The organism is Psychrobacter cibarius (genome assembly GCA_030686115.1).
In the GTDB taxonomy this organism is placed as follows: domain Bacteria; phylum Pseudomonadota; class Gammaproteobacteria; order Pseudomonadales; family Moraxellaceae; genus Psychrobacter; species Psychrobacter cibarius_C.
On sequence record CP131612.1, the window covers coordinates 2,174,844 to 2,194,770 of the forward strand.

The 19,927-nt window shown below is 43.3% G+C and carries 22 protein-coding genes; 3 read left to right on the top strand and 19 right to left on the bottom strand.

Annotated elements, in window-relative coordinates; translation table 11 throughout:
* Positions 1–150: 150 nt before the first annotated feature.
* Positions 151–1,440: an O-succinylhomoserine sulfhydrylase gene (locus Q6344_09025; GenBank protein WLG15189.1), complete on the bottom strand. Its 1,290-nt coding sequence runs from the start codon at positions 1,438–1,440 to the stop codon at positions 151–153.
* Between the two features lie 479 nt (positions 1,441–1,919).
* Here Q6344_09025 and Q6344_09030 point away from each other — a divergent pair, with 479 nt between their 5' ends.
* Together Q6344_09030 and Q6344_09035 are read left to right on the top strand one after the other, a co-directional pair.
* Positions 1,920–3,560, top strand: coding sequence for a phospholipase D family protein (locus Q6344_09030; GenBank protein ID WLG12749.1), 1,641 nt, complete (start codon positions 1,920–1,922; stop codon positions 3,558–3,560).
* Positions 3,561–3,881: 321 nt separating this feature from the next.
* Complete coding sequence (locus Q6344_09035; GenBank protein WLG12750.1) at positions 3,882–5,183, top strand: MFS transporter; 1,302 nt, start codon at positions 3,882–3,884, stop codon at positions 5,181–5,183.
* A 492-nt stretch (positions 5,184–5,675) separates the two neighbouring features.
* Here the strand turns inward: Q6344_09035 and Q6344_09040 are convergent, their stop codons facing one another.
* The 8 genes from Q6344_09040 to Q6344_09075 all read right to left on the bottom strand — a co-directional run bounded on the left by Q6344_09040 (position 5,676) and on the right by Q6344_09075 (position 11,805).
* Positions 5,676–6,179: a glycosyl hydrolase 108 family protein gene (locus Q6344_09040; protein WLG12751.1), complete on the bottom strand. Its 504-nt coding sequence runs from the start codon at positions 6,177–6,179 to the stop codon at positions 5,676–5,678.
* Between the two features lie 51 nt (positions 6,180–6,230).
* Positions 6,231–6,554 carry a phage holin family protein gene (locus Q6344_09045; protein ID WLG12752.1) on the bottom strand — a complete coding sequence of 108 codons (324 nt, stop codon included), beginning with the start codon at positions 6,552–6,554 and terminating at the stop codon, positions 6,231–6,233.
* 46 nt (positions 6,555–6,600) lie between these two features.
* Complete coding sequence (locus Q6344_09050; protein WLG12753.1) at positions 6,601–9,477, bottom strand: tape measure protein; 2,877 nt, start codon at positions 9,475–9,477, stop codon at positions 6,601–6,603.
* A gap of 66 nt (positions 9,478–9,543) precedes the next feature.
* Positions 9,544–9,828 carry a hypothetical protein gene (locus tag Q6344_09055; GenBank protein WLG12754.1) on the bottom strand — a complete coding sequence of 95 codons (285 nt, stop codon included), beginning with the start codon at positions 9,826–9,828 and terminating at the stop codon, positions 9,544–9,546.
* Between the two features lie 12 nt (positions 9,829–9,840).
* Positions 9,841–10,488, bottom strand: a complete 648-nt coding sequence (locus Q6344_09060) for a hypothetical protein (protein ID WLG12755.1) — start codon at positions 10,486–10,488, stop codon at positions 9,841–9,843.
* 92 nt (positions 10,489–10,580) lie between these two features.
* Positions 10,581–10,898 (bottom strand): hypothetical protein, encoded by a 318-nt coding sequence (locus tag Q6344_09065; protein WLG12756.1) that lies wholly within the window; start codon positions 10,896–10,898, stop codon positions 10,581–10,583.
* Positions 10,895–11,215 carry a hypothetical protein gene (locus Q6344_09070; GenBank protein WLG12757.1) on the bottom strand — a complete coding sequence of 107 codons (321 nt, stop codon included), beginning with the start codon at positions 11,213–11,215 and terminating at the stop codon, positions 10,895–10,897. Before Q6344_09070 ends, Q6344_09065 begins: the two co-directional genes overlap by 4 nt.
* Positions 11,216–11,271: 56 nt before the next feature.
* A complete protein-coding gene (locus Q6344_09075) occupies positions 11,272–11,805 on the bottom strand; it encodes a KilA-N domain-containing protein (GenBank protein WLG12758.1) in 534 nt (177 codons plus the stop codon).
* 167 nt (positions 11,806–11,972) lie between these two features.
* Here Q6344_09075 and Q6344_09080 point away from each other — a divergent pair, with 167 nt between their 5' ends.
* A complete protein-coding gene (locus Q6344_09080; GenBank protein ID WLG12759.1) occupies positions 11,973–12,236 on the top strand; it encodes an Arc family DNA-binding protein in 264 nt (87 codons plus the stop codon).
* On the opposite strand, the gene Q6344_09085 is transcribed toward Q6344_09080, so the two are convergent.
* From Q6344_09085 to Q6344_09130, 10 genes are all read right to left on the bottom strand, one after another.
* Complete coding sequence (locus Q6344_09085; GenBank protein ID WLG12760.1) at positions 12,233–12,466, bottom strand: hypothetical protein; 234 nt, start codon at positions 12,464–12,466, stop codon at positions 12,233–12,235. The genes Q6344_09080 and Q6344_09085 overlap by 4 nt on opposite strands.
* 3 nt (positions 12,467–12,469) lie before the next feature.
* Positions 12,470–14,917 carry a hypothetical protein gene (locus Q6344_09090; protein WLG12761.1) on the bottom strand — a complete coding sequence of 816 codons (2,448 nt, stop codon included), beginning with the start codon at positions 14,915–14,917 and terminating at the stop codon, positions 12,470–12,472.
* Between the two features lie 18 nt (positions 14,918–14,935).
* A complete protein-coding gene (locus Q6344_09095) occupies positions 14,936–15,265 on the bottom strand; it encodes a hypothetical protein (GenBank protein WLG12762.1) in 330 nt (109 codons plus the stop codon).
* 1 nt (position 15,266) lies between these two features.
* Positions 15,267–16,166 carry a hypothetical protein gene (locus tag Q6344_09100; protein ID WLG12763.1) on the bottom strand — a complete coding sequence of 300 codons (900 nt, stop codon included), beginning with the start codon at positions 16,164–16,166 and terminating at the stop codon, positions 15,267–15,269.
* 8 nt (positions 16,167–16,174) lie between these two features.
* Entirely contained in the window at positions 16,175–16,399 is a 225-nt protein-coding gene (locus Q6344_09105; GenBank protein ID WLG12764.1) for a hypothetical protein, read from the bottom strand.
* A 1-nt stretch (position 16,400) separates the two neighbouring features.
* Positions 16,401–16,745, bottom strand: a complete 345-nt coding sequence (locus Q6344_09110) for a hypothetical protein (protein ID WLG12765.1) — start codon at positions 16,743–16,745, stop codon at positions 16,401–16,403.
* Positions 16,742–18,391 carry a hypothetical protein gene (locus tag Q6344_09115; protein ID WLG12766.1) on the bottom strand — a complete coding sequence of 550 codons (1,650 nt, stop codon included), beginning with the start codon at positions 18,389–18,391 and terminating at the stop codon, positions 16,742–16,744. Before Q6344_09115 ends, Q6344_09110 begins: the two co-directional genes overlap by 4 nt.
* A gap of 78 nt (positions 18,392–18,469) precedes the next feature.
* Entirely contained in the window at positions 18,470–18,670 is a 201-nt protein-coding gene (locus Q6344_09120; protein ID WLG12767.1) for a hypothetical protein, read from the bottom strand.
* A gap of 39 nt (positions 18,671–18,709) precedes the next feature.
* Entirely contained in the window at positions 18,710–19,129 is a 420-nt protein-coding gene (locus Q6344_09125; GenBank protein ID WLG12768.1) for a hypothetical protein, read from the bottom strand.
* A 9-nt stretch (positions 19,130–19,138) separates the two neighbouring features.
* Positions 19,139–19,915: a hypothetical protein gene (locus tag Q6344_09130; GenBank protein WLG12769.1), complete on the bottom strand. Its 777-nt coding sequence runs from the start codon at positions 19,913–19,915 to the stop codon at positions 19,139–19,141.
* Positions 19,916–19,927: the final 12 nt, after the last annotated feature.

Consider the following 19,927-nt stretch of genomic DNA (forward strand, 5'->3'; position numbering starts at 1 on the left):
TTGCCAAACATCGTTAAATAGCTGGTTAATATCCCGATATTATCTGCGCTATTTTCCTCGTTTGACGGCAATTTATCTCATTTTTATCACCATTTTTGAAATAAGGACACGCCCTAATATAAAGTGCTAACCGCGATTATACCGTTATCTTTACAAACTGTCTAAACCACGCGCCAAATCTTTGATGATATCTTCTACATCTTCTAAGCCTACTGACAAACGAATAAGACCATCTTTTACGCCCGCTTCTGCGCGCTCTTTTGCACTCAAACGAAAATGGGTCGTTGTTGCAGGATGGGTAATCGTCGTTTTGGCATCGCCCAAGTTATTGGTGATAGAAACCATTTGGGTGGAATCAATGACATGCCAAGCGGCAGATTTCGAATCACGACTATTTGAATCAGTGCTGTCAGAAGCCTTTACTTCAAAACCCATGATAGCACCATAGCCATCTGTCATATGATGTTGACGCGTCGCAAGCTCATGAGCGGGATGATCACTCAAACCTGAGAAATGTACGGCACTAACATTGGGATGATTAACCAAAAACTCTGCCACTTGATTGGCATTTTGACAATGCGCTTGCATACGCAGTTTCAGCGTCTCTAACCCTTTGGTAAATACCCATGCGTTAAATGGACTCATACTGATACCGCCCGAGCGTACCACGGTAAACGCCTCTTGCATGAGCTTATCACTGCCGACCAATGCGCCGCCGAGTACTCGACCCTGACCGTCTAGATACTTAGTTGCAGAATGAATCACCACATCGGCACCCAAATCAAGCGGACGCTGCAAAGCTGGGGTAGCAAAGCAATTATCCACAACGAGTAGGATATCATTAGCTTTACACAGCTGGCTTAAAAAGCCGATATCACAAATCTGTGCCAATGGATTGCTAGGGCTTTCGCAATAAATGACTTTGGTATTTGGTTGAACGGCGTTTGCCCACGCCTCATTATCGAAGCAATCAACGTAGCTGACTTCCACACCGAACTTTGCCATATAATTATTAAATAGACCAATCGATGAGCCAAATAATTGATTGGCAGCAAGCAAATGATCGCCCGCTTTCAGATATGCCAAGCACATAGTCAAAATCGCCCCCATGCCAGAGGCTGTCGCCACTGCGCGCTCACCGTTTTCAAGCGCTGCCAAACGACGCTCGAAGGTACGCACACTCGGATTGGTATGGCGTGAGTACACGTTGCCCGTCTTGTCTCCATTAAAATGTGCCGCGGCATCTGCCGCTGAGGTATAAACGTATGAGCTGGTGGTAAAAATAGCCTCTGAGTGCTCACCCTCATCGGTACGATGTTGCCCTGCCCGTACAGCAATGGTTTGCATACCATAATCGAGAGCTAAATTGAGCGCGTCACTGCGCCAGTTTGGATCTAATTTATCTACATTTTTATCATCATGGGCTTGCGACTGACTCATAAATATTCCGTTGCTTTGATTGGTATTTTCATTGATATAAAATGACTGCTTATTCTTCTGATTATCGACCGAATGCATCAGCGTTATCATATCATGTCAACTTATTCCACACAGCTGGTTTCAAGCGATGGCTAAATATTATTTTTGAATACACATCTATCTCTTTCTCAACAACAGATGAAAGAGAGACGATAAGTAAATAATGACTGAATAAGTCGCTGAATCTAACAAAAATAACGTATTTATAATAGGCATAGATGACGACAGCTGATAAGCTTAGCGGCGATTTAATTTTTGCCTTGGGCGATATTGTTATACGCTTCGTAATCAGTGCTATCATCGGTAAAATAAACGATGCACTAGCGCATGTCCTTCATTCAATTGATAGTCTTTTTAATGGGCTAAAAATAAGGACGTGCTCTCTCGCTTACTTTTTAACAAATACTTCTTTATGTAAGGCACACTAAGGTAATTCATTTATGTCGATGTTCAGTATAGAACCAAGCAACTTATCGTTGAGTCTAACACTCGGACTAACCTTAGGTCTTAGTGGATGTCAGGTTTTGCCAAAACAGCCACACTTACCTGAGAGCCAAGCATTATCAGCACGAGTACATGATTTATATCAACAAGAAGACAATCAAGAAACTGGACAAAGTGACACAGTAGCAACCAATGACGTTGATTTGGTAGCATCGATTAGCGAGCAGAATGATATTCACCCAGATTTATCTGGCTATCACCCCATTGTAACTGGTGCCAATGCTTTTGCTTCTCGCAGCATATTAACGGACATGTCCACACGTAATATCGATGCGCAGTATTATATTTGGCATAATGACCAAGCTGGTCAGCTACTATTGAAAGATCTGTGGGAAGCGGCTGAACGCGGCATCATTGTACGCTTACTATTAGATGATTTTAATAATGATGCCACTTTCGATCAGCATTTATTACGTTTTTCCAGTCATCCGAATATCGCGGTACGAATCATCAATCCGCTGATGCATCGTAAGTTTCAAACATTAAACTACGTCACAGGTCTGCCACGTATCAATCGCCGCATGCATAATAAAAGCATGACTTTTGATAAGCAGATTACCATCATTGGGGGACGTAATATTGGCAATGAATATTTAAGCAATGACCAAAATAGTCAATTTGCGGATTTGGATGTTTTACTCATCGGTAAAGTCGTCGCAGATATTGACAACAGTTTTTCAAGCTATTGGTCGTCGCCTTTGTCATTTGACATCGAAACTTTAGTGAAGCCTGATAACAATACAGCGCCTGATTTCCTAGCGGCACTGGACAAGCTCGGTCAGGATGAAAAAGGTAGCGACAATCATTTGACGGTGTATAAAGAAGCGCTAGAAGAGTCAACGATAGATAGTGACTTGGTCAATAAACGCGTGCCTTTTCGCTGGACAGACATGCAGTTTTTGAGTGATGATGTGGGCAAACTAAGCAAAACAGTACCAGCGGATACCAATTTGGTGCATCAATTGCGTACCTTATTAGGCAGTCCAACCAAAAAGCTAACCATCATTTCCTCTTACTTTGTACCCACCAAAGATGGTGTCAATACTTTAGTGCAATTGGCTGAAGCTGGTATCGAGATTAAGATTTTGACCAATTCATTTGATGCGACCGACGTGACTGCTGTGCATTCTGGCTATAGTCAATGGCGACCTAATTTGCTGCGCGCCGGTGTCAAAATATACGAGCTAAAATCCACCGCCTCTGAAGAAAAACGCGAAAACAAGCTTTGGAAAGCTCGTAGTCAATCCTCAACCAGTTTACATGCAAAAACGTTTGCCGTTGATGACTATCAAGTGTTCATTGGCTCCTATAATGTCGACCCTCGCTCTGCCAATATCAATACAGAGATGGGTGTGATCATCAATGATGATGAGCTGGCAAAACAATTGCATGGTGCGCTGAGCGATGACCTGCTAAACCAGGCTTATGAAGTCAAACTATCAGATAATGGTAAGCTACAGTGGCATACTATGGAAGACGATAAAAAAGTGGTTTATGATTCAGAGCCACGCGTCGATATCAGCGATCATGTCTGGCTGACTATCATGTCATGGCTACCTATTGATTGGTTGCTATAGCTGCCACCATCAAAAGCACTTTAAAACCTAGTCATATTTACATAATAACAGCGTTATCGAGTGATTCTTTTGCCCAATTTTTTTTAGTTTGAATACTTTTTAATTTGAGTACTTTTTAATTTGAGTACTTTTCATTTAAGCACTATTCATTCAAGTGCTTTTAACTCCGAGGCTTGTTGCCCAAAAACTTTTAGCTCAAACGTCTTTATTTTTTCGGCAAATCATTATTTTTCATATTGATTTGTCGTTTTTTATTATAGCCGGTTATCCAGATAATAATCGGCTTAACGAATACTATTATATGTGGATGCGCGACCTATTATGCCTTCTCGTTCTCAATATGCAATGATGTCTTCTAAAGACAGAAACACCGTACTGTTTATCTGCTTTAGCAGCGCAGTCGCGTTTTTTGATTTTTTGATTTATTTATATCTAGCAGATATCATGGCGACCGCTTTTTTCCCTGCTAATATCGACCCAGCTATTACGAAGGTGCAAGGGCTTGGTCTATTTGCAATTGGCTATTTGGCACGCCCACTTGGCGGTATCATCTTTGGTCGTTATGGTGATATCAAAGGCCGAAAACCCATACTATTGATCAGTATATTAGTGACGGCGGTCAGCTTGTTGGCGATGGCATGCTTACCGACCTATGGACAGTGGGGGCTGATTGCACCAACCTTATTTATAGTCTTGAGGCTGATACAAGGCATGGCATTTGGTCTTTATGTGCCACTCGCTTGGGTTTTTGTGGCAGAGCATGTACCACGCCAATATTCGTCAGTATCTTGTAGCTATGTCACCGCCAGTTTTTATGTAGGCGTGCTGTTTTCTAATGCCTTTTTTCTTTGGTTAACCAATTCTATGACGACTGAGCAATTGGCTAATTACGGCTGGCGCTTGCCATTTTTCATCGCGGCTATTCTGAGTTTATTACCATTATTGGCGTGGCGATGGATAGATGAGTCACCCTTTTTTCTGGAAATGAAAAACTCAAAACCAAGCGATTATGTTGCCAAACCCTTCAATTTACTCTTTAAGCATTGTAAACACTCGCTATTTATCGGCATGGTTCTCACGCTTATTGTTTCTAGCATCACGACCGTTGTTGTGCTATTGCTACCCGATTTGATTGAATTACGTTTTACCTTAGACAGCGATTTATTTGGATTCTCACACAGTCTGGGTATTGTGTTCATGGTTTTTGGTTGTATTTTTTATGGGATAATATCCAACCATCAAAACTTCGGTAAGATTCTGACGGTTGGCTCTATTCTTTTGATCGCTCAGATGTTTGCCTTTTTTTACCATCTGCAAGCCAGCGGTGACTACATCCTCATTATGTATGCGCTTTTAGGCTTTTGTGCTGGCATCGTTGGGATGATACCTGCCATCCTTGTACAGTTATTTCCGACCAATGTACGACTAACAGGAATGGCTTTTTGTTATAATATCGCCTACGGTATTGTTGGAGTGCTTGTGCCTTTTGGACTGGGTTATGCCACTCTGTATGTGAGTTTCTCACCAGCGCTCTACATTGCATTTATCGGTTTTATCGGCATAATAATGGGTATTTATTTTTATAATTTGCCTGAATTCAAAAAAATCGACCACATTATTTAGCTAGTAGGTAGCTGCCTATTATCTGCATAACGATTGAAATTAAAAAATTAAGGTGCAATCGTATGTCTCATACATTGCACCTTGTTCATTTATTTAAGACACCAATATTAAAATATTAAGGCTCAAAACCATGGTTGATATGACCAACAAACGTCTTTCCGTTGCACCCATGATTGATAGTATCTACCAAGGTTTTTAAACTCATATCTGGCATAGCTTTAACGGTCTCGACAATATCTCATGGTGTAAATATGGTGCAAGCATTTAGACCAACTTAGACGACTTTAGACCAACCATCGATTAATCCTCGTTAGTTATAATTTGGTACCGTCATGAATGAGGGTACCAAATTTCAGGCAAAAAAATAAAGCCCATCCGAATTAACGAATGGGCTTTGTTAGTTTTTTCTGCGCTACTTTACTCGAGTTTTCACACAGTCCCGGCGACCAAGCCAACATAGCTATTATAGCAGCTAAACGTAGCTAAATGCGGCTAATTATCTTTAGCTGCCCATCGCAAGTTACCGACGATACGACGTGACCAACCTTTACCAAACGTCGCCCATGTGCCAAGATTGGTAAAAAACTCTAAGCGTTCAGCAATGAATAGCATAACAATGCGGTCTGAATCCATACACTTGACTGCGTTTAGCGTCTGATTGCCGATGATACCGTCCACGTCTTTACCGGTAATGCCTACTGCTCGCTGTAGAAACTTGATAGCCTGACGGTTGCCGTGATTGTAAGCTGCATCAAAAACTTGCCAAGCGACATCATCTGGCAAATCCTCACCTCTGACAACCTGCCAATAGTTTTTATCGGCAATCGCTTGAGCTGTGGCTTTTGGCAAATTACGCATCGAGCCATTATAACCATAAGCACGAGCAACACGCTTAGTTACTCCCCACATCGTTTCACCGCCAGGGTCACTTGGATGATTGACATAACCGCCCTCATGTTCCATCAGCCTATTAAATAAACTCTCAAAATTAGCCATTTTTAGCTCCAAAAAAAGCCCCTAAAAAGGAGCGGTATTTAATACTGATTGTTAGGGTGTTTTCTCAATTAGCGCACCCCATACCTTGGCGATTCTATCAATAGCACCGCCGCCTAAATGACCGCTGATAGCAACCAGCACTGCCGTAAGCAATTGGTCAAACTCCCAATACTCACATAGATAAAATGTTAGAACACCTGCAAAGCCACTGATAATCAGCTCACCAAGTAATCGCACAAACACCTCCGTTAGTGGCAGCGGTTTTCGTGATAGATTTAGTCGTCTGATAAATGCGACCAGTCCGCCCGTCACTGCTAGTAAAAATACCCATATATATGTCAATAGGCTATAGGTTGTTGGGTCTTTGTCGAGCATACGCCGTCCTCAAATTTTAGATAATAAAAAACCACTCAATGAGTGGTTATTGACCTGCTAATGCCTTGCTTTCTTGCAGCTGCTTAACGAACGCATCAAGCATTGCCTCTTGTGATTCTGGTATTGTTGCATTGACTGTGCCAGTATTTGACCTTAGCTCCACCACTATTGTTTTTGCCGGTGCGCTTGTGGTGCTGGTAGGCGCGTACTGACTGGTACTTGGAGTTGCGTTGGTAGTAGGGTTTTCACTGCTGCCACGATGTTTCTTGTTGTTTTTCTCGGAATAGCTCTCAGCTTGCTTATCAACGGCAGCTTGGACTCGCTCCATGTCACGAGCATAGTCTGCTAGGCTTAGCCATTTGTAGCCCTCGTAAAAACCCATGCTTTTCATGAGTTTTTCGTATGACTCATCAGTCGTGTCTGCTGTGCCGCTTAGTGCATTTAAGGCGCTAATCTTGTCTTTAATGACTTGCGTATTCCGCTGCGTAAATGCAAGGCTTGCGCTTTCGCTCTTAGTCGCTTCATCAGTTGCAAATTTAGCGTTCCATGTGGCGGTTGATTGCTCTTTTCTGGCAGCGGTGTTTTCTTTGATAGCTGTCGTGGCTCTAGTTGCCGATCGCTCAACCTCTTTTAGCGAGTTGCTAAACCCTAGCGACGCTGTTTGATTGTTATACCAAGTCTCAAGCGTACTATCGCCGCTAGTCTTAATCTTACTGTAAATACCGTCTAGCGCTTCACTTAACTGTCCGGCATTCGCTTGACCGCTTTTTTTAACTAACTCGTAGTTGGCAATGGCGGCTTTGGCTTGCTTGTCTGCTTCGGCTTGACTGATGATACCCAGCTCTTTAAACGCTCTCGCTGTTTCGTCCAGTAACTCGGGTGTCTTTTCGAGCTTGCCGTTAATTGCGTCAATACCGCGCTCGACTTGCTCAGTAGATATCTTGCCGTCTTTACCAAAATGCACATATAGCTTTCTAACTTCGTCAATTTCAGCCTGACTTTTTGCACCTGCAAGTAGCTTTTCAAGACTGGCATACAACAAGCCACTGGCGTCCAGACCATCGCGCTTAAGCTCGCCATAGCCATCAGCGACCCGCCTAACTGCCTCAGCGTTACGATCAAAACCGCTTGATACCTGATTGAGCGCCTCTGTTACATCAATGCCCAAGCCTTTAGCGGCATTTAGTGCAACGTCTTTTATCGATAATCCAGCCTCATTGGCAGCACTCTCAATTCCACCAAAAGCCGTGACGGTTACTTTGCCAGCCTCGTCAACCGTCGCAATATAGTTTTGAGTGGCTAACTCAATTTTAGTTGCGCTATCCAAAACACCTTTATTGGAATTAATGGCTTGTTGCGCGTATTCTTGCGCTGCCTCTGTTTTTGACTTTTCAAAAGAGAGTTTTGCTTCCGCCGATTCCTTCTCTTTTTCTGTAACTATGTCAAGTTGGGTGATGTATTCAGCGATACGAGCACTGTCACCATTACTTCGAGCCTCATTAATTTTTTGCTCAAGCGCGATCATTTCGGCTGCATAGTTGGTCTCAAAGCTAGTAAAATCTTGATAAGCTTGAGCCTTCTCTGCGAAATTTGCCTGTAAGTCTGCTAGTGTTTCAGCATTTACCTGCGCCTCTGTTTTCTTTATATCCTCAAGCGCTTCAATACCTTTAGATTTAAAATTAAGCGCTGCTTCGCTTGCACTGTCATACATCTCCTGTGCTTTGACCTGCATAGCATTCATATTTGCTATAGCTTCGTCTTTCCATGAGCCTGTAACAAAGTTAGATTTTAGCTGCTGAAATGATGCCGCCATCTCATAAAATGCGCCAGTGATTAGTTTTGACGCGACAGTGATACCTACAAAACCGTCGCTGATAAAACCTAGTGCAACATTTAGAAATTGAATCGCTTTGGTAAAGCCCGCTGTTTTAGATTCCACATCGGTTAAGCCGCTTTCAAAATCAAACAGCATGCCTAATGTAAATTCTAAGGTATCGCCAACAAGCAAAAGACCTTCGCCAGCTGCTGTGGCCATAGACTTGAGCGCTTCATAAGCTGACTCAAACGCCTGTTTCATTGCTACGATGGTGCCAGTGTCGATACCGCTTATCTGGTCGCCCACCCATGAGATACCTTCGCCAACATCAGCTAGGACGGTTTCCAGCACTGACATATTGTCTTCAAGAACACCAAGCCACTCGACGACTTTGCTTGTCGCTCCGCTTTCTTGGTTAAACTCACCAATTAGCACCGTCCATTGAGTGCGGATGTTTTGTAGTGCTTTATCGACTGTTATAGGTAGTTTGTCAAACTCGCTTGCAATAACCGTCGACTGCTCTTGTAGTGCTGATATGACCGTTTGGGCTGATAGCTTGCCCTCGTTCGCCATGGCTCTAAGGTCGCCAGTGGTTACGCCCAATGACGCTGCTAATGCTTTACTGATGCCAGGTGCTTGCTCCATGATGGAGTTAAATTCTTCGCCACGTAATACGCCGGATTGCAATGCCTGCGTCAACTGAATGATTGCCGCTTCGTTCGATGCAGCTGCTCCACCGCCCAGCTGCATAGCCTTGTTGATGGTTTCAGTAAGCTCTAAACTATCTTGCTGTGTAAGACCCATCTGCTTACCAGCTTCGTTGATTTTATAGAACAACTGAGTGGTGGCTGTTAAGTTGGTATTGGTCGCAAGTGCAACATCCTTCACACCTGTCATTGCTTGTTCAAAGTCACCAGTCTCACCAACGGCAATATTGACAAATGCAGCAATATTACTAAACTCGTCAGCCACGCTTGCAAGCTCACTAGCGCCAAAGCCCACGCCGAGCGCAGCCATTGCACCAGCCAACTTATTGATAGCAAATTTAGATTTGTCAATTCCAGCGGTGTTCGAATTAAAGTTAATGAGATAATCAAGGTCAGCCATAGTCGTCTCTTATTTTGGGCAATAAAAAACCCTCGATTAAGAGGGCTTGGTTTTGGTTGGTGGCAGTTATAATCCTGACTTAATTAACTTGGGTAATTTAAAGTCTTTGACGTCTTTTTCGTCAACGTAGTAACGATCTAAATTATCAAAATTTATAAATACGACCGGCTTATTATCTTGGCTTTTAACCTCAGATAATCCCGCATAATCCAAGTCGTCACGCTTTGATAGTACGCTAATCAAATGTACGGCATCATCCAATAATTTGTTGATACGCTCAAAACCTTTATCGCCCCATTCTTTGTGGGCTTTTGGGAATTGCTCAAGTGTAACGTAGTTTGTATCTATCATCTTATCAATCCTTTATAGTGACAATGTTGTTTTGTCAGCAAAAACGATAACCTCTGGTTCAAAACGCACATCTTCAGGTTTGTAATTTCCATCTTTGAAACTATCGCCTTGAGTGGCAAGCGGCATTGATCTTATCTCTACATACTTAGGTTGGTCTTTATCTAAAGATGTTTGAGACTCAACGCCGATATTACCAACGTCCTCACCAAACAAATCTTTAAATATCAATCTACCCTTAACGCCGATAACTGGCTTAGCTTGTTTGTTGGTCATCTCGACTGTAAATTGATAAACAGAATAACCTGCTGCATCAGATTTATCATAATGCACATACTCGACATTAATAACGTCATTCATGGCTTTTACTGCGCCCTGCTTGGCTGCCGCTTTTGCCTTTGCTTTATCCTCTTGCTGTTTTTGCATGGCGATAGCGTCACCAACTGTCATGCCTGACGGTACATTACCAATAGACATGGCTAAAAAGTTATCGCCCATAAAATCATTAATCAGGCGCTTATCTTCACCCTCTAACTTTTCAATTTCAACTTGGAAGTCTTTAAATTCATTTACGTTTTGCGGTAATTTAACATTTTTCGGGTCTGAACAACCTGATAGCAATAGTGTGACCGATAATATCGCAGCCATCATTTTTATATTCATGTCATTACTCGCCTTGTAATCGCTAATAGGATTGTCAGCACACGTTAGCGTAACGTGGTTTCGGCTGCGCTGCCTAGCTGACAAAAGGGTTGTTACTTTACAAATCTATTTAGGGTTTCGCCCCAGTCCATGTATTCGAGGTAACTATCATCCATATTGCTATCAACAAGCCACTCATGGTTATCTTCATCATAATATTCATAATAGTCTTTTCGCTTTGTCTTTCGCCAGACTGTGCCAGTAAACCTAACTATGTAAATATAGTCATTTAGTGTGTTTTTAATATGGTCAAAAAGTGCATGAGATATAGGCACAACCAACCGCTTGTGATTAAGCGATTTAATATACTCTTTATCAGATCCGTCACCATAAGAACCTTTTTCTACATGGCTTACGCTTATTTTTCTCATAGCTCACCGCCTTTGTTGTTTTGGTTCGCTATATCTTCAAGGTTGATGCCTAATTCTTCTGTAACTCTGTAATTAATCATGGCTTTAGCTTGGCTAAGAATGTAACCATTAACTGAGATTTCTTTTTTGTCTATATCTGCCTCTAGCTCAGCAAACGCATTTTTATTAATGTGAGCGAAATAATAAAGCACTATATCAAGCATTTTATTAGCGCTCTCTAGCGTGGTTTCTAGGTCAGCGATTCGATACTCGCTATCCTCTTTCATGGTTTCAATTTGCGCTGTTAATGCGTCAATAATAATATCTTTGCGTTCCATTTCAATCCCCTAGCCCATGAGTGCAACTCACATTACACTCACCTGAGCTGTAATGTTTAATTAATTAGTTTTGCATCATTAAAGCCAGTAAGTTGCGGCTGTATCTCATTCATCAGTAAGTCAATTTGCTTTTCTAACGCAGGTTTAATCTGATTGCCGCCTACTGACAGATAGCGACCTGCGTGTGTTAGGCTCTGAGTGACTAGCGACAAATCATAGCATAGGTTATTAAGCTGCTCGTTTGCTAGTCGCTTGGTCATCACTTCATCGAATGTGCGAATAACCACAAGTGCAAACTTGGCGCTTATCCACATGGCGTAGCGATAAACTATTTCCTTGCAAGCGTAAGTACCGCGATTTTCACCGCCATTGATACGCCTTAATACTTGGTCACTCTGCATATTCGTAGAGTGGATTATTTCATCTGCCAAATCAATCACTTCTCTATTTCTTAAAAATAGTGACGGCTGGTGTCTTTTCTCACCTCCGCCTATTCTGTGCATATCATTAAGCGAATAAAGACCATCGACCATATTTACATCTTGGTCAAGAATAGTGATTTTTGGTTCTATAGCTGTTAAACTACTCATGTTAATTCCTTTAGACTAGGGTTAGCAGCCTCATAACAATTCCGTCGAAAGTAATGTTATGGGGCTTTTTATTGTCTTGCTGATATTGTGCTTTATCGTTAAAGCAAGTATAGTATATAACACAAACCCTAGTCATGCAACATCAATAAAGCACATAAGGAATAACAATGTCAAAGCAGATAGCACAGGTAAATTTTCGCTTACCTCAATCACTAAAAGACCAACTTGAGGAAGCGGCAACCATTAATGATCGCTCGACTACCAATGAGATTATAAACCGTCTGCAAGCCTCGTTTGATAACGAGGTCAAGCATGGCGATGTTCGTGACGCGTACAGTGAATACAATCAAGCAAAGCTCGCTTTAATTGATGCCATCAATCGTGACGACCTAGCACTAAGAGATAGCGCGATACTCAATACCTTTAATTAAACATCAATCTCCACATAGGGCAGGTCGGGCGCATCGCTTACAATCTGCCCATCACGAATAAAGACTTTTGATTGTAGCTCGTAAGCACCACTTGATTGTACGACCGTAGTACCGCCACCTTGCATGGTGACGGTATAGTTTGAGCCAGTACGAGCAGTGACGGTTGCTAATTGCTTAGCGCCCTGCTCGGTCACGCCTTTAAATAGCGCCCATAAATTGCCACTAGCCATAATCTACCCCTTATCAAAATGACGCTCAACCTCGATGGACTGGTCAATCTCTAACGCTCTATTGCTGGATAAACGACCTGTGATAGTCGTACCCCTGACCATACCAACCCATTGCTCACCATCGTTGACCTCAATCAAGGTCGATGGTTTTAACACACCGATATCTTGATGCAATGGCATTGATATACCGATGTTACCAATATCACCAGTGTCACTCAATATCGATATACCTCGGCTAATTGCGGCTGCTTGCTCGGTTATTAGGTCGCTAGTGACCATTGATGGCTGATAACCTCCGCTAGTACCTGTGCGCTTAACCAACGCGCCTATGCTGCCCTCACGCTCGCCATATACCGTCACACCATTGTAGCTAGGCTTATTGATACGACCGCGGCTACGACTGGTGATAAGCGATATTGGCAAGCTAATGCTAGGCTCTTGCGCTGCCCACTCCCATGATGGTATCGGATAATTAGCCAGCACATGAATAATATCTTCGCTCATATGAGCGTTGATAAACCCACCTGCCGCCTCCGCTATCCATTGCAAGCTATTGATCGGCGTTCGACCTGTATAGCTGTAAGTATTGGCTGGCACATCCCAACCGTTTACACCTGCTAATTGCCAGTCAAGTGTAAAGCCTGACGGCACACCAAAGCGGTTTAATTCTTCATCTGCAATCTGCCTAGCTGTCATGGGCGTGTCGTACTTAAAGCCACGATGCTTGTAATACGGATGTGCCAACAGCATTGCGCGTGACTTACCTTTGATGGTCAATGAGCTTTCACCGAATGACGCGCTGTCATCACAACCATCTAAGATGAATCGCCACAGATTGCCGTTACAAGTAAATTCCACGCCTATCTGTTGCTCATATGCCGTATTGACTTTAGATAGCTCTGACAGCGGCACAGTGGCACTAAATGACCATGTATAGCTATTACTATCAATGCCAACGCTAAAGCCTAGCAACTTAATCTCACGCCCATCATCGGAGCGCGTTAATGAGACACTGTTTGTCACAAATATAACTCCTTTGTTATATGCCTCGCCTTTTTCGCCAATGAGCAGACTGAGCCATGCGATTGCGTCAAACGTAGTATTTGCGTTTACCGCCATGCCCGATGATTGACCAAACACTTTGGGCTTGCACATCACAACATCAAGCGTCGGATTGACTGCCAATGTTTTGCGCTTACATAAATACGTGTCCATGGCATCAGCATCAGTAGCTGACATTAACAATGTGCCACGTGGCATGGATAACGGCATGGCTAAACTACTAGACGCACCCCTATCAGCAATGCGTCTTGTCATTGGTAATGCTAATTCGTCATTGTAAACATAGTGGCGTAATGCACCTGACCCACACTCCCAACCTTCAATTATTTGCTCTTTGAGTATGACTGTCTGTGATAAATTAGGCGGTACGTAGCGCAGTTTTGAGAATGGCAGCCTTGCAAACTCGGTTAGCACTTCTTCTTGCAGACTTAGGATCGTGCTACTTTCAAAGACAATCCTATTGCTATCTACTATTAGCTTTGCGGTCTCGGTGTGTATCGCTCTGGCAATTTGACGCCTAGCCATGGACTCAAAACTATACCACTTGCTTTGACCAACCAACGCAGATTGCTCGGTGTCAATAGCCTTACTTTTACCTATGAGCTTTTGAGACTCAAAACCCTGCGCTTGGCCCAGACCAATTAATCTTGATTGCTCAGTCTTTGACTTAAGATTGATATGCAGCTGATCATTATTATCAAAACCTGATTGTACCGTGTCGCCCACGAGTTTTGATTGCTCAGCTTTGCTTGTTACGCTGTCACTAAGTCTTGCAGTGCAATCAAATCCTGACTGCTTACTAATACCAGTTGTTTTTGACTGCTCAAACTTGATGCCTATCTCAAAAAAAGATGACCTCTCTACGTTTGAATCATAACTGATAGCAGCGCTTGCTGTCGGGTTTAGATTTCCATAAGCAACAATGCTAACGTTTACATCGTTCTCAGATTCATCAACTGTCAATGTAGCTGACGCTGTAGGCGTTATATTAGCTATGGCAGTGATAGCAATCGTCACATCATCACTAACATCAGGCGGTGTAACTGGCACACCAACAACTGTGCCAAGTCTGCGCGTCATCCCTAGCGGTAATTCGATTGATGCTGGTTGCTCGCTCGCCTCTAAAGACAAGGGGAGCGGCAAGCTGCTCGATATAAAGTAAATCGGTGGGGCTATCGTACCTAGCGGCTGAACCATCGATAAAGTGAGCGCATTAGCACTTGGTTGGTCGGTGCTTAATCGCTCCATACGTAACGGTAATGCATTAGCTAAAACATACTTGTAGCACGTTATGTCACCAATATTTCGATCAATCGATAACGATAGCTTGTTGGCTTTTGGTTGTGCTAATAGGTAGCGCTCAAGTAAGAGGCGTAACTGATTAGACATTTAACACCTCAATTTAAGTTACTGCCAAGTTGCCCTAAGAGCTTGCTGCTCAATGATGGTTAAATCATTAGCAGGTGGTACTTCGTCCCACGCAAACGGCTCAAACTCTTTTTTATAATCTCGCACTATCACTAAATACCTGCTAGCAGCATTAAGACCCAAAAACATATAATGACCGTTTTTAAGCGAAGTAATGACTTGCTCAACTGCCATTGTTTGTGCGTTGAGCAGCCATATTTTACGAGATGCAGGTTTGCCAGCCACTGTCACGATTCCATCGCCGCTACCTGCAATATAACCGCTATGCGCAAGCGATAGCGATGTATAGACCTTTGCAATTACCTGCATATCAATACCCCCAATAGTCGAGATGTAAATACATGACGCTGCAATACTTAACTAAATAATCTTTACGTGAGTCATCGCGCCCTAGACACAGCTTTAGCACTGGGCGACCAGCCAAAGTGTCATCATACACACCAAACAAATCAACCTCTTGTGCTACCGTGCCGACTAACAAGCCGACTTGTTGTCCGATAAGCGTAGCGCCTGAATATAGATATAGGTCGCTCGTTAAATCAACGTTTATTAATCCGTATGATTCGTTTGTCTTGGTTAGCGCAACGATATTTGCAGATGATAGCGTTGTAGTTTTTACGCCGCCAACATTATAATAAGTCTCAGCGGCGTACCCGTAAAAATCGTTAGTAAAGTTTGCTGAACCCGAAACCCCTGCATGCCAAAACCCAATGTTAGCGCCAGTATCACTAGCTGCGGCAGATTTGATTTGCCCCCAGTTTGTCACCCTTGCCATGCGCTTGTTGTTGTAAGGGTTGACTAAAATCTCAACAAACAATACACCTAACTGAGTAACAAGTAGTTGCCAACCATTTTCTGAAGATGCTTTATCCATACTGGAGAAGCTTTTGGACACAGCTCCCTTTGGAAAGCTTGTAGCGGTTCCTTGATAAAAGTAACTCCATGTGGTGGTGCCAGTAGAGCTGTCGCTAATTTTCAAGCGATAGTCGCTCATAGCTGCGCTAGGACTTACAAACTCAGCAACACTGCCAACCTCATTGACGATTGACCATCCAGCACTCGTTACAGCGCCGTAGCCTGTAACCAAGCACGCCTTTAGCACAGCCTTTACGTCACCTGCCACGCGCGCGTTATAGTTAATCTGCGGAGCACCTGCATCGGTACTTTTAAAGCGTAGCACTGGTTCATTTACTGGATTTAAAAAACTCATAATTGTCCTTATTTATTTAGTACGAACTCATATGGTCCGTGTGTAATCGGCTCGCACCCATCAGCAACGTAAGTAATGCCAACTATCATATTTGCATCGTACTCAAACGACCAATTGCCAGCACCATCTGGTATCATCTGAGCAATACACTTGCCTGTTTTCCAATAGAATATAGACACGTAATCAATCGCTGTGCCGTCAAATCGCTTTGCTCTACCGTTTATCGTTGCCATATCACACGCCCATTGTTAGCGCCGTTAATGTCACATAGCCGCCTTGATATACTTGTGGCTTGTCAAGCGATAGCTCGGTTGCCACATCAAGCGTCGCCTCTAGCGTGCCATCAGCTGCAAATATTTTAGCCGCCGTGGGTACGCCCGATGTGACAGCTAAGACTTTAGGCGGCACTTTAAACGTCATGACCGCATTGGTAATCGACTCTTGAGCTGGATTGAGTAGCGCAAACTCAGCGGCAAGTGTTGCCCCTACATAGAGCGACAACACCGAATTAGTACCGGCATTTAATCTATCAGCAATCCCTTGTAGGGCTGCATTTTTTGCATCAGCACTTAATATCATGCTGCACCTCGCACACGGTCAATGTTGGCATGATAGCCAATAGTGAAGTCGTAAGTATTTAAGCTGTCTATCTGATGTTGTTGGATAGCGCTGCCGAACCATACGGGATTCTTTGCTGCTTCGGTATTGAGTCGCACCACGTTAGCTGCTGACCAACCCGTGCTCCATGCTGCTACTGGTATCGTAAAATACGGATAGCCAGTCATGGGGTTAATAGGTGCTGTCAGTGTTGTTGTTGAGCCAGTGCCAATCTCACCCACTGTTTCACCAACGATACGAAATGCGGTAGCGCTCGTAAACACTAGCGCCCATCGTTCTTCAATCGCATCACGATTAGTCACAACAATAGGGTTATTAGCTATCTGTAATTGAGCCTCAGCCCTATCGCCAATCAACTGATCGCTAAATTCTTTTGTCCACGACTTTTGGCTAAAGACGTTAAACGCTCGTGCTTGCATATCACCCATAAGCAACATGGTGCTAAATACTGCTGCATCTGTATAGTTGTGGGTAATAGGGTTTAGTAGATTGACTGTTTGATCGCTAATTGATGCCACTTTACCTAAGTCCATGATGCGATATTTAGCAGTCAATGGCGCTGTATAACCTGACATATCAAACATGCCGTTTAGCTGCAATGTGCCCGCGTCTAAATCAATATCAAGATAATCAAAGCTAACCCTTGCATCATTGGCATCAACCACATTTACATCGGATAGACGCTCAAAACCCAAATCAAACGTGTCGTTTGGCGCGTTGGTTGGTAGCTGCATCGATTTTAATTCAGTAATTGTTACTAAGTCGCCTGCTACAACAAACTCAATCAAACCGTCGTCTGGCAATCGAAATAAATCTACGCCAACCTTTTCGCTAGATAAAGATATGCCTGACGGTGCAATCCTAACGTTGCTTGATGTTAGCGAGATAGACGTTTCACCAGTAACCGCCGACGCTGCAAGTCTTGAAGCGCTGTAAAATCGCAAATCAGGAGGTCTACTTGTTGCGAATATCACACCGGGCGTCGCTGTTTCTATCTGCCCAAAATCAAATTTTAAATATTGGTCGAATCCTATTGTTAGTTTTTGATTCATCCCCGACTCATACTGTGTGTCATCATAAGGCTCTTTAACAACGCTTGTGATTTTCACGTATTGCTGCTTACCCTCTGCCATGCCGTCTGGCTGCGTCAACAGCAAAACATCACCTATCGCAAGATTTTGAATGGCGATAATATTGTTTGCAATAAACTCAATACTTCTCACTCCTTTGTACTGCTTGCCCAAGTAGCGCATAGGGATATTAATATCAGCTGTAGTATAGCTTTGCATGTATTCCACAGCATCAGTACGTCTATCAGCAAAACTTGTGGCAGCAAACATAAACACCGAAGCGTTAGGGTTGCTAGGTATCTCTGTAATCAACACACGTGACGCTTGTAGTAAGTCAGTGCTAGGCGTTAAGACGGACGGGAATACTTTACGCAAGCGCACACGACCCTCTAGTGCGTCAATGTCTGACACATCAGGGAATAGATTGTTAGACACGCCATCGATGACGTCAATACCTGTAGGCAATCCGCCGCCATCAGGCGTATCTGCCATGACCTCGCTTTTTAGTATTTCTAAATCGTTTTGAGTAATCGCCATGTCATCATCCGTCAAATTTTGGGCATTAAAAAACCCACCTTGTTAGGGTGGGCTGTGGTTTTGCTAATTAGGTTTTTATTAAATACTATTACTACTTTCTGTTAGCGGCCTTATGATACACCTACCCCATATTTCACCGTTTGCATGATAAATCCAATCTTTATCGCATGTTGCATTGAGAGTCATATCAATATCGCCTAGCAGCTTTTTGTCATCGTCATCTAGCCACTCTGGACGTTTCTGATCGTTGGTGGTTATTTGAATTTTGTTATCACTCATGGCTATAACTCCTTGTAAATTATAACCAATTATACCACCTCACACGCTCGGTATCTCTAAAAACTTAAGCGTTACAGAAAATAGGTCGTCCAGTGATGGGCTGATAAAATCTTTAAGCGGTTTGGCGTTGATAGCCTCGCCTGTCGTGTCAAACATGACTTTTACGCGCTTAACTGTGCCATCGGCTCGATAATCAAGCCAAAAGGTAGCGCCCAACTTGTCACGCTCTGCTTTGAGCGCATTGACCGTACTACGTGTGAGGAAACCCATATCACTAGGCGCTTGCATCGTGTAGGGTCTGCCAGCCTTTCTAATAGACTGCTCGACAATCATAGTACCGTCTAATGCGTACTTGGTGCTTGATGCCAGCGACGACCACTCATGCTCGTCGCTAGGGTATAACTCGTCATCAAGCTCAATAATAGCGCCTGTGATGGTATTAGTGAGCTTGGTGTCCATGAGTTATCCTTAAGGTGTAGGGTTTTTAACGATGTTGATAATGCGGCCATAGCCATCTAGCAAGCTACCATCTGATTGTACTTGGTCTTGCACAATAAGCGCCGTACCACCAAATGTAAGTTCACCAACTTCTTCGTTGATAAATTGCATCGAGTTATCAGTTTTCGGGCTGTAACGATATAACTCAAACGACATAGGATCACCGCCGAATGAATCAACACCTCTAAAGAACACATAGTATTCAGCATTATCAGGCATTGAGAAAAATTCAGATACCGTGATATCGCCCTCGGTATAACTGGCTTTAAATGGACCCGTAAACGATCCTAATTCTTTGAAAGTAATTACACCATAATCCGCATCTAGTGTGTAGTTAGTGCCTTCGACAAGCGTGCCAGGTGTGCCTGTACTATCGGTAATAGTTAACAGTGAGATATTAACGCCGTTCAGCTTAACCGACTCACCAGCCAATGCGGTAGCGATCACCTCATCAACAACAGCATGTGAGCCTTTGCTGATTAGCTCAGCACCAAATGCCAGTGCTACGTCTGCCGGTACAAGCTCGTTAGTCGTTGCTGATAGCTCAACCGTGCGACCAGTGGTTAGGATTTTAGCGTCTGCACGTTTGCCAGTTTTAGTTTCTTTGATGGTCGTGCTTTCAGTAGATACGCTTAGCTCAACCGACGTTTGGTTGCCAAGTTCGCGGATTGTGGTACGTTTGCCATCTACAATACGCGCAATCATCAGCGAGCCTTGTAGCGACTTAAAATGTTCATTTCTAGCCATGGTATTTTCTCT

Excerpts from the sequence above, each read along its gene's own strand:
- Q6344_09025 (WLG15189.1), bottom strand. The coding sequence starts at position 1,440 with ATGAGTCAGTCGCAAGCCCATGATGATAAAAATGTAGATAAATTAGAT.
- Q6344_09030 (WLG12749.1), top strand. The coding sequence starts at position 1,920 with ATGTCGATGTTCAGTATAGAACCAAGCAACTTATCGTTGAGTCTAACA.
- Q6344_09035 (WLG12750.1), top strand. The coding sequence starts at position 3,882 with ATGCCTTCTCGTTCTCAATATGCAATGATGTCTTCTAAAGACAGAAAC.
- Q6344_09040 (WLG12751.1), bottom strand. The coding sequence starts at position 6,179 with ATGGCTAATTTTGAGAGTTTATTTAATAGGCTGATGGAACATGAGGGC.
- Q6344_09045 (WLG12752.1), bottom strand. The coding sequence starts at position 6,554 with ATGCTCGACAAAGACCCAACAACCTATAGCCTATTGACATATATATGG.
- Q6344_09050 (WLG12753.1), bottom strand. The coding sequence starts at position 9,477 with ATGGCTGACCTTGATTATCTCATTAACTTTAATTCGAACACCGCTGGA.
- Q6344_09055 (WLG12754.1), bottom strand. The coding sequence starts at position 9,828 with ATGATAGATACAAACTACGTTACACTTGAGCAATTCCCAAAAGCCCAC.
- Q6344_09060 (WLG12755.1), bottom strand. The coding sequence starts at position 10,488 with ATGAATATAAAAATGATGGCTGCGATATTATCGGTCACACTATTGCTA.
- Q6344_09065 (WLG12756.1), bottom strand. The coding sequence starts at position 10,898 with ATGAGAAAAATAAGCGTAAGCCATGTAGAAAAAGGTTCTTATGGTGAC.
- Q6344_09070 (WLG12757.1), bottom strand. The coding sequence starts at position 11,215 with ATGGAACGCAAAGATATTATTATTGACGCATTAACAGCGCAAATTGAA.
- Q6344_09075 (WLG12758.1), bottom strand. The coding sequence starts at position 11,805 with ATGAGTAGTTTAACAGCTATAGAACCAAAAATCACTATTCTTGACCAA.
- Q6344_09080 (WLG12759.1), top strand. The coding sequence starts at position 11,973 with ATGTCAAAGCAGATAGCACAGGTAAATTTTCGCTTACCTCAATCACTA.
- Q6344_09085 (WLG12760.1), bottom strand. The coding sequence starts at position 12,466 with ATGGCTAGTGGCAATTTATGGGCGCTATTTAAAGGCGTGACCGAGCAG.
- Q6344_09090 (WLG12761.1), bottom strand. The coding sequence starts at position 14,917 with ATGTCTAATCAGTTACGCCTCTTACTTGAGCGCTACCTATTAGCACAA.
- Q6344_09095 (WLG12762.1), bottom strand. The coding sequence starts at position 15,265 with ATGCAGGTAATTGCAAAGGTCTATACATCGCTATCGCTTGCGCATAGC.
- Q6344_09100 (WLG12763.1), bottom strand. The coding sequence starts at position 16,166 with ATGAGTTTTTTAAATCCAGTAAATGAACCAGTGCTACGCTTTAAAAGT.
- Q6344_09105 (WLG12764.1), bottom strand. The coding sequence starts at position 16,399 with ATGGCAACGATAAACGGTAGAGCAAAGCGATTTGACGGCACAGCGATT.
- Q6344_09110 (WLG12765.1), bottom strand. The coding sequence starts at position 16,745 with ATGATATTAAGTGCTGATGCAAAAAATGCAGCCCTACAAGGGATTGCT.
- Q6344_09115 (WLG12766.1), bottom strand. The coding sequence starts at position 18,391 with ATGGCGATTACTCAAAACGATTTAGAAATACTAAAAAGCGAGGTCATG.
- Q6344_09120 (WLG12767.1), bottom strand. The coding sequence starts at position 18,670 with ATGAGTGATAACAAAATTCAAATAACCACCAACGATCAGAAACGTCCA.
- Q6344_09125 (WLG12768.1), bottom strand. The coding sequence starts at position 19,129 with ATGGACACCAAGCTCACTAATACCATCACAGGCGCTATTATTGAGCTT.
- Q6344_09130 (WLG12769.1), bottom strand. The coding sequence starts at position 19,915 with ATGGCTAGAAATGAACATTTTAAGTCGCTACAAGGCTCGCTGATGATT.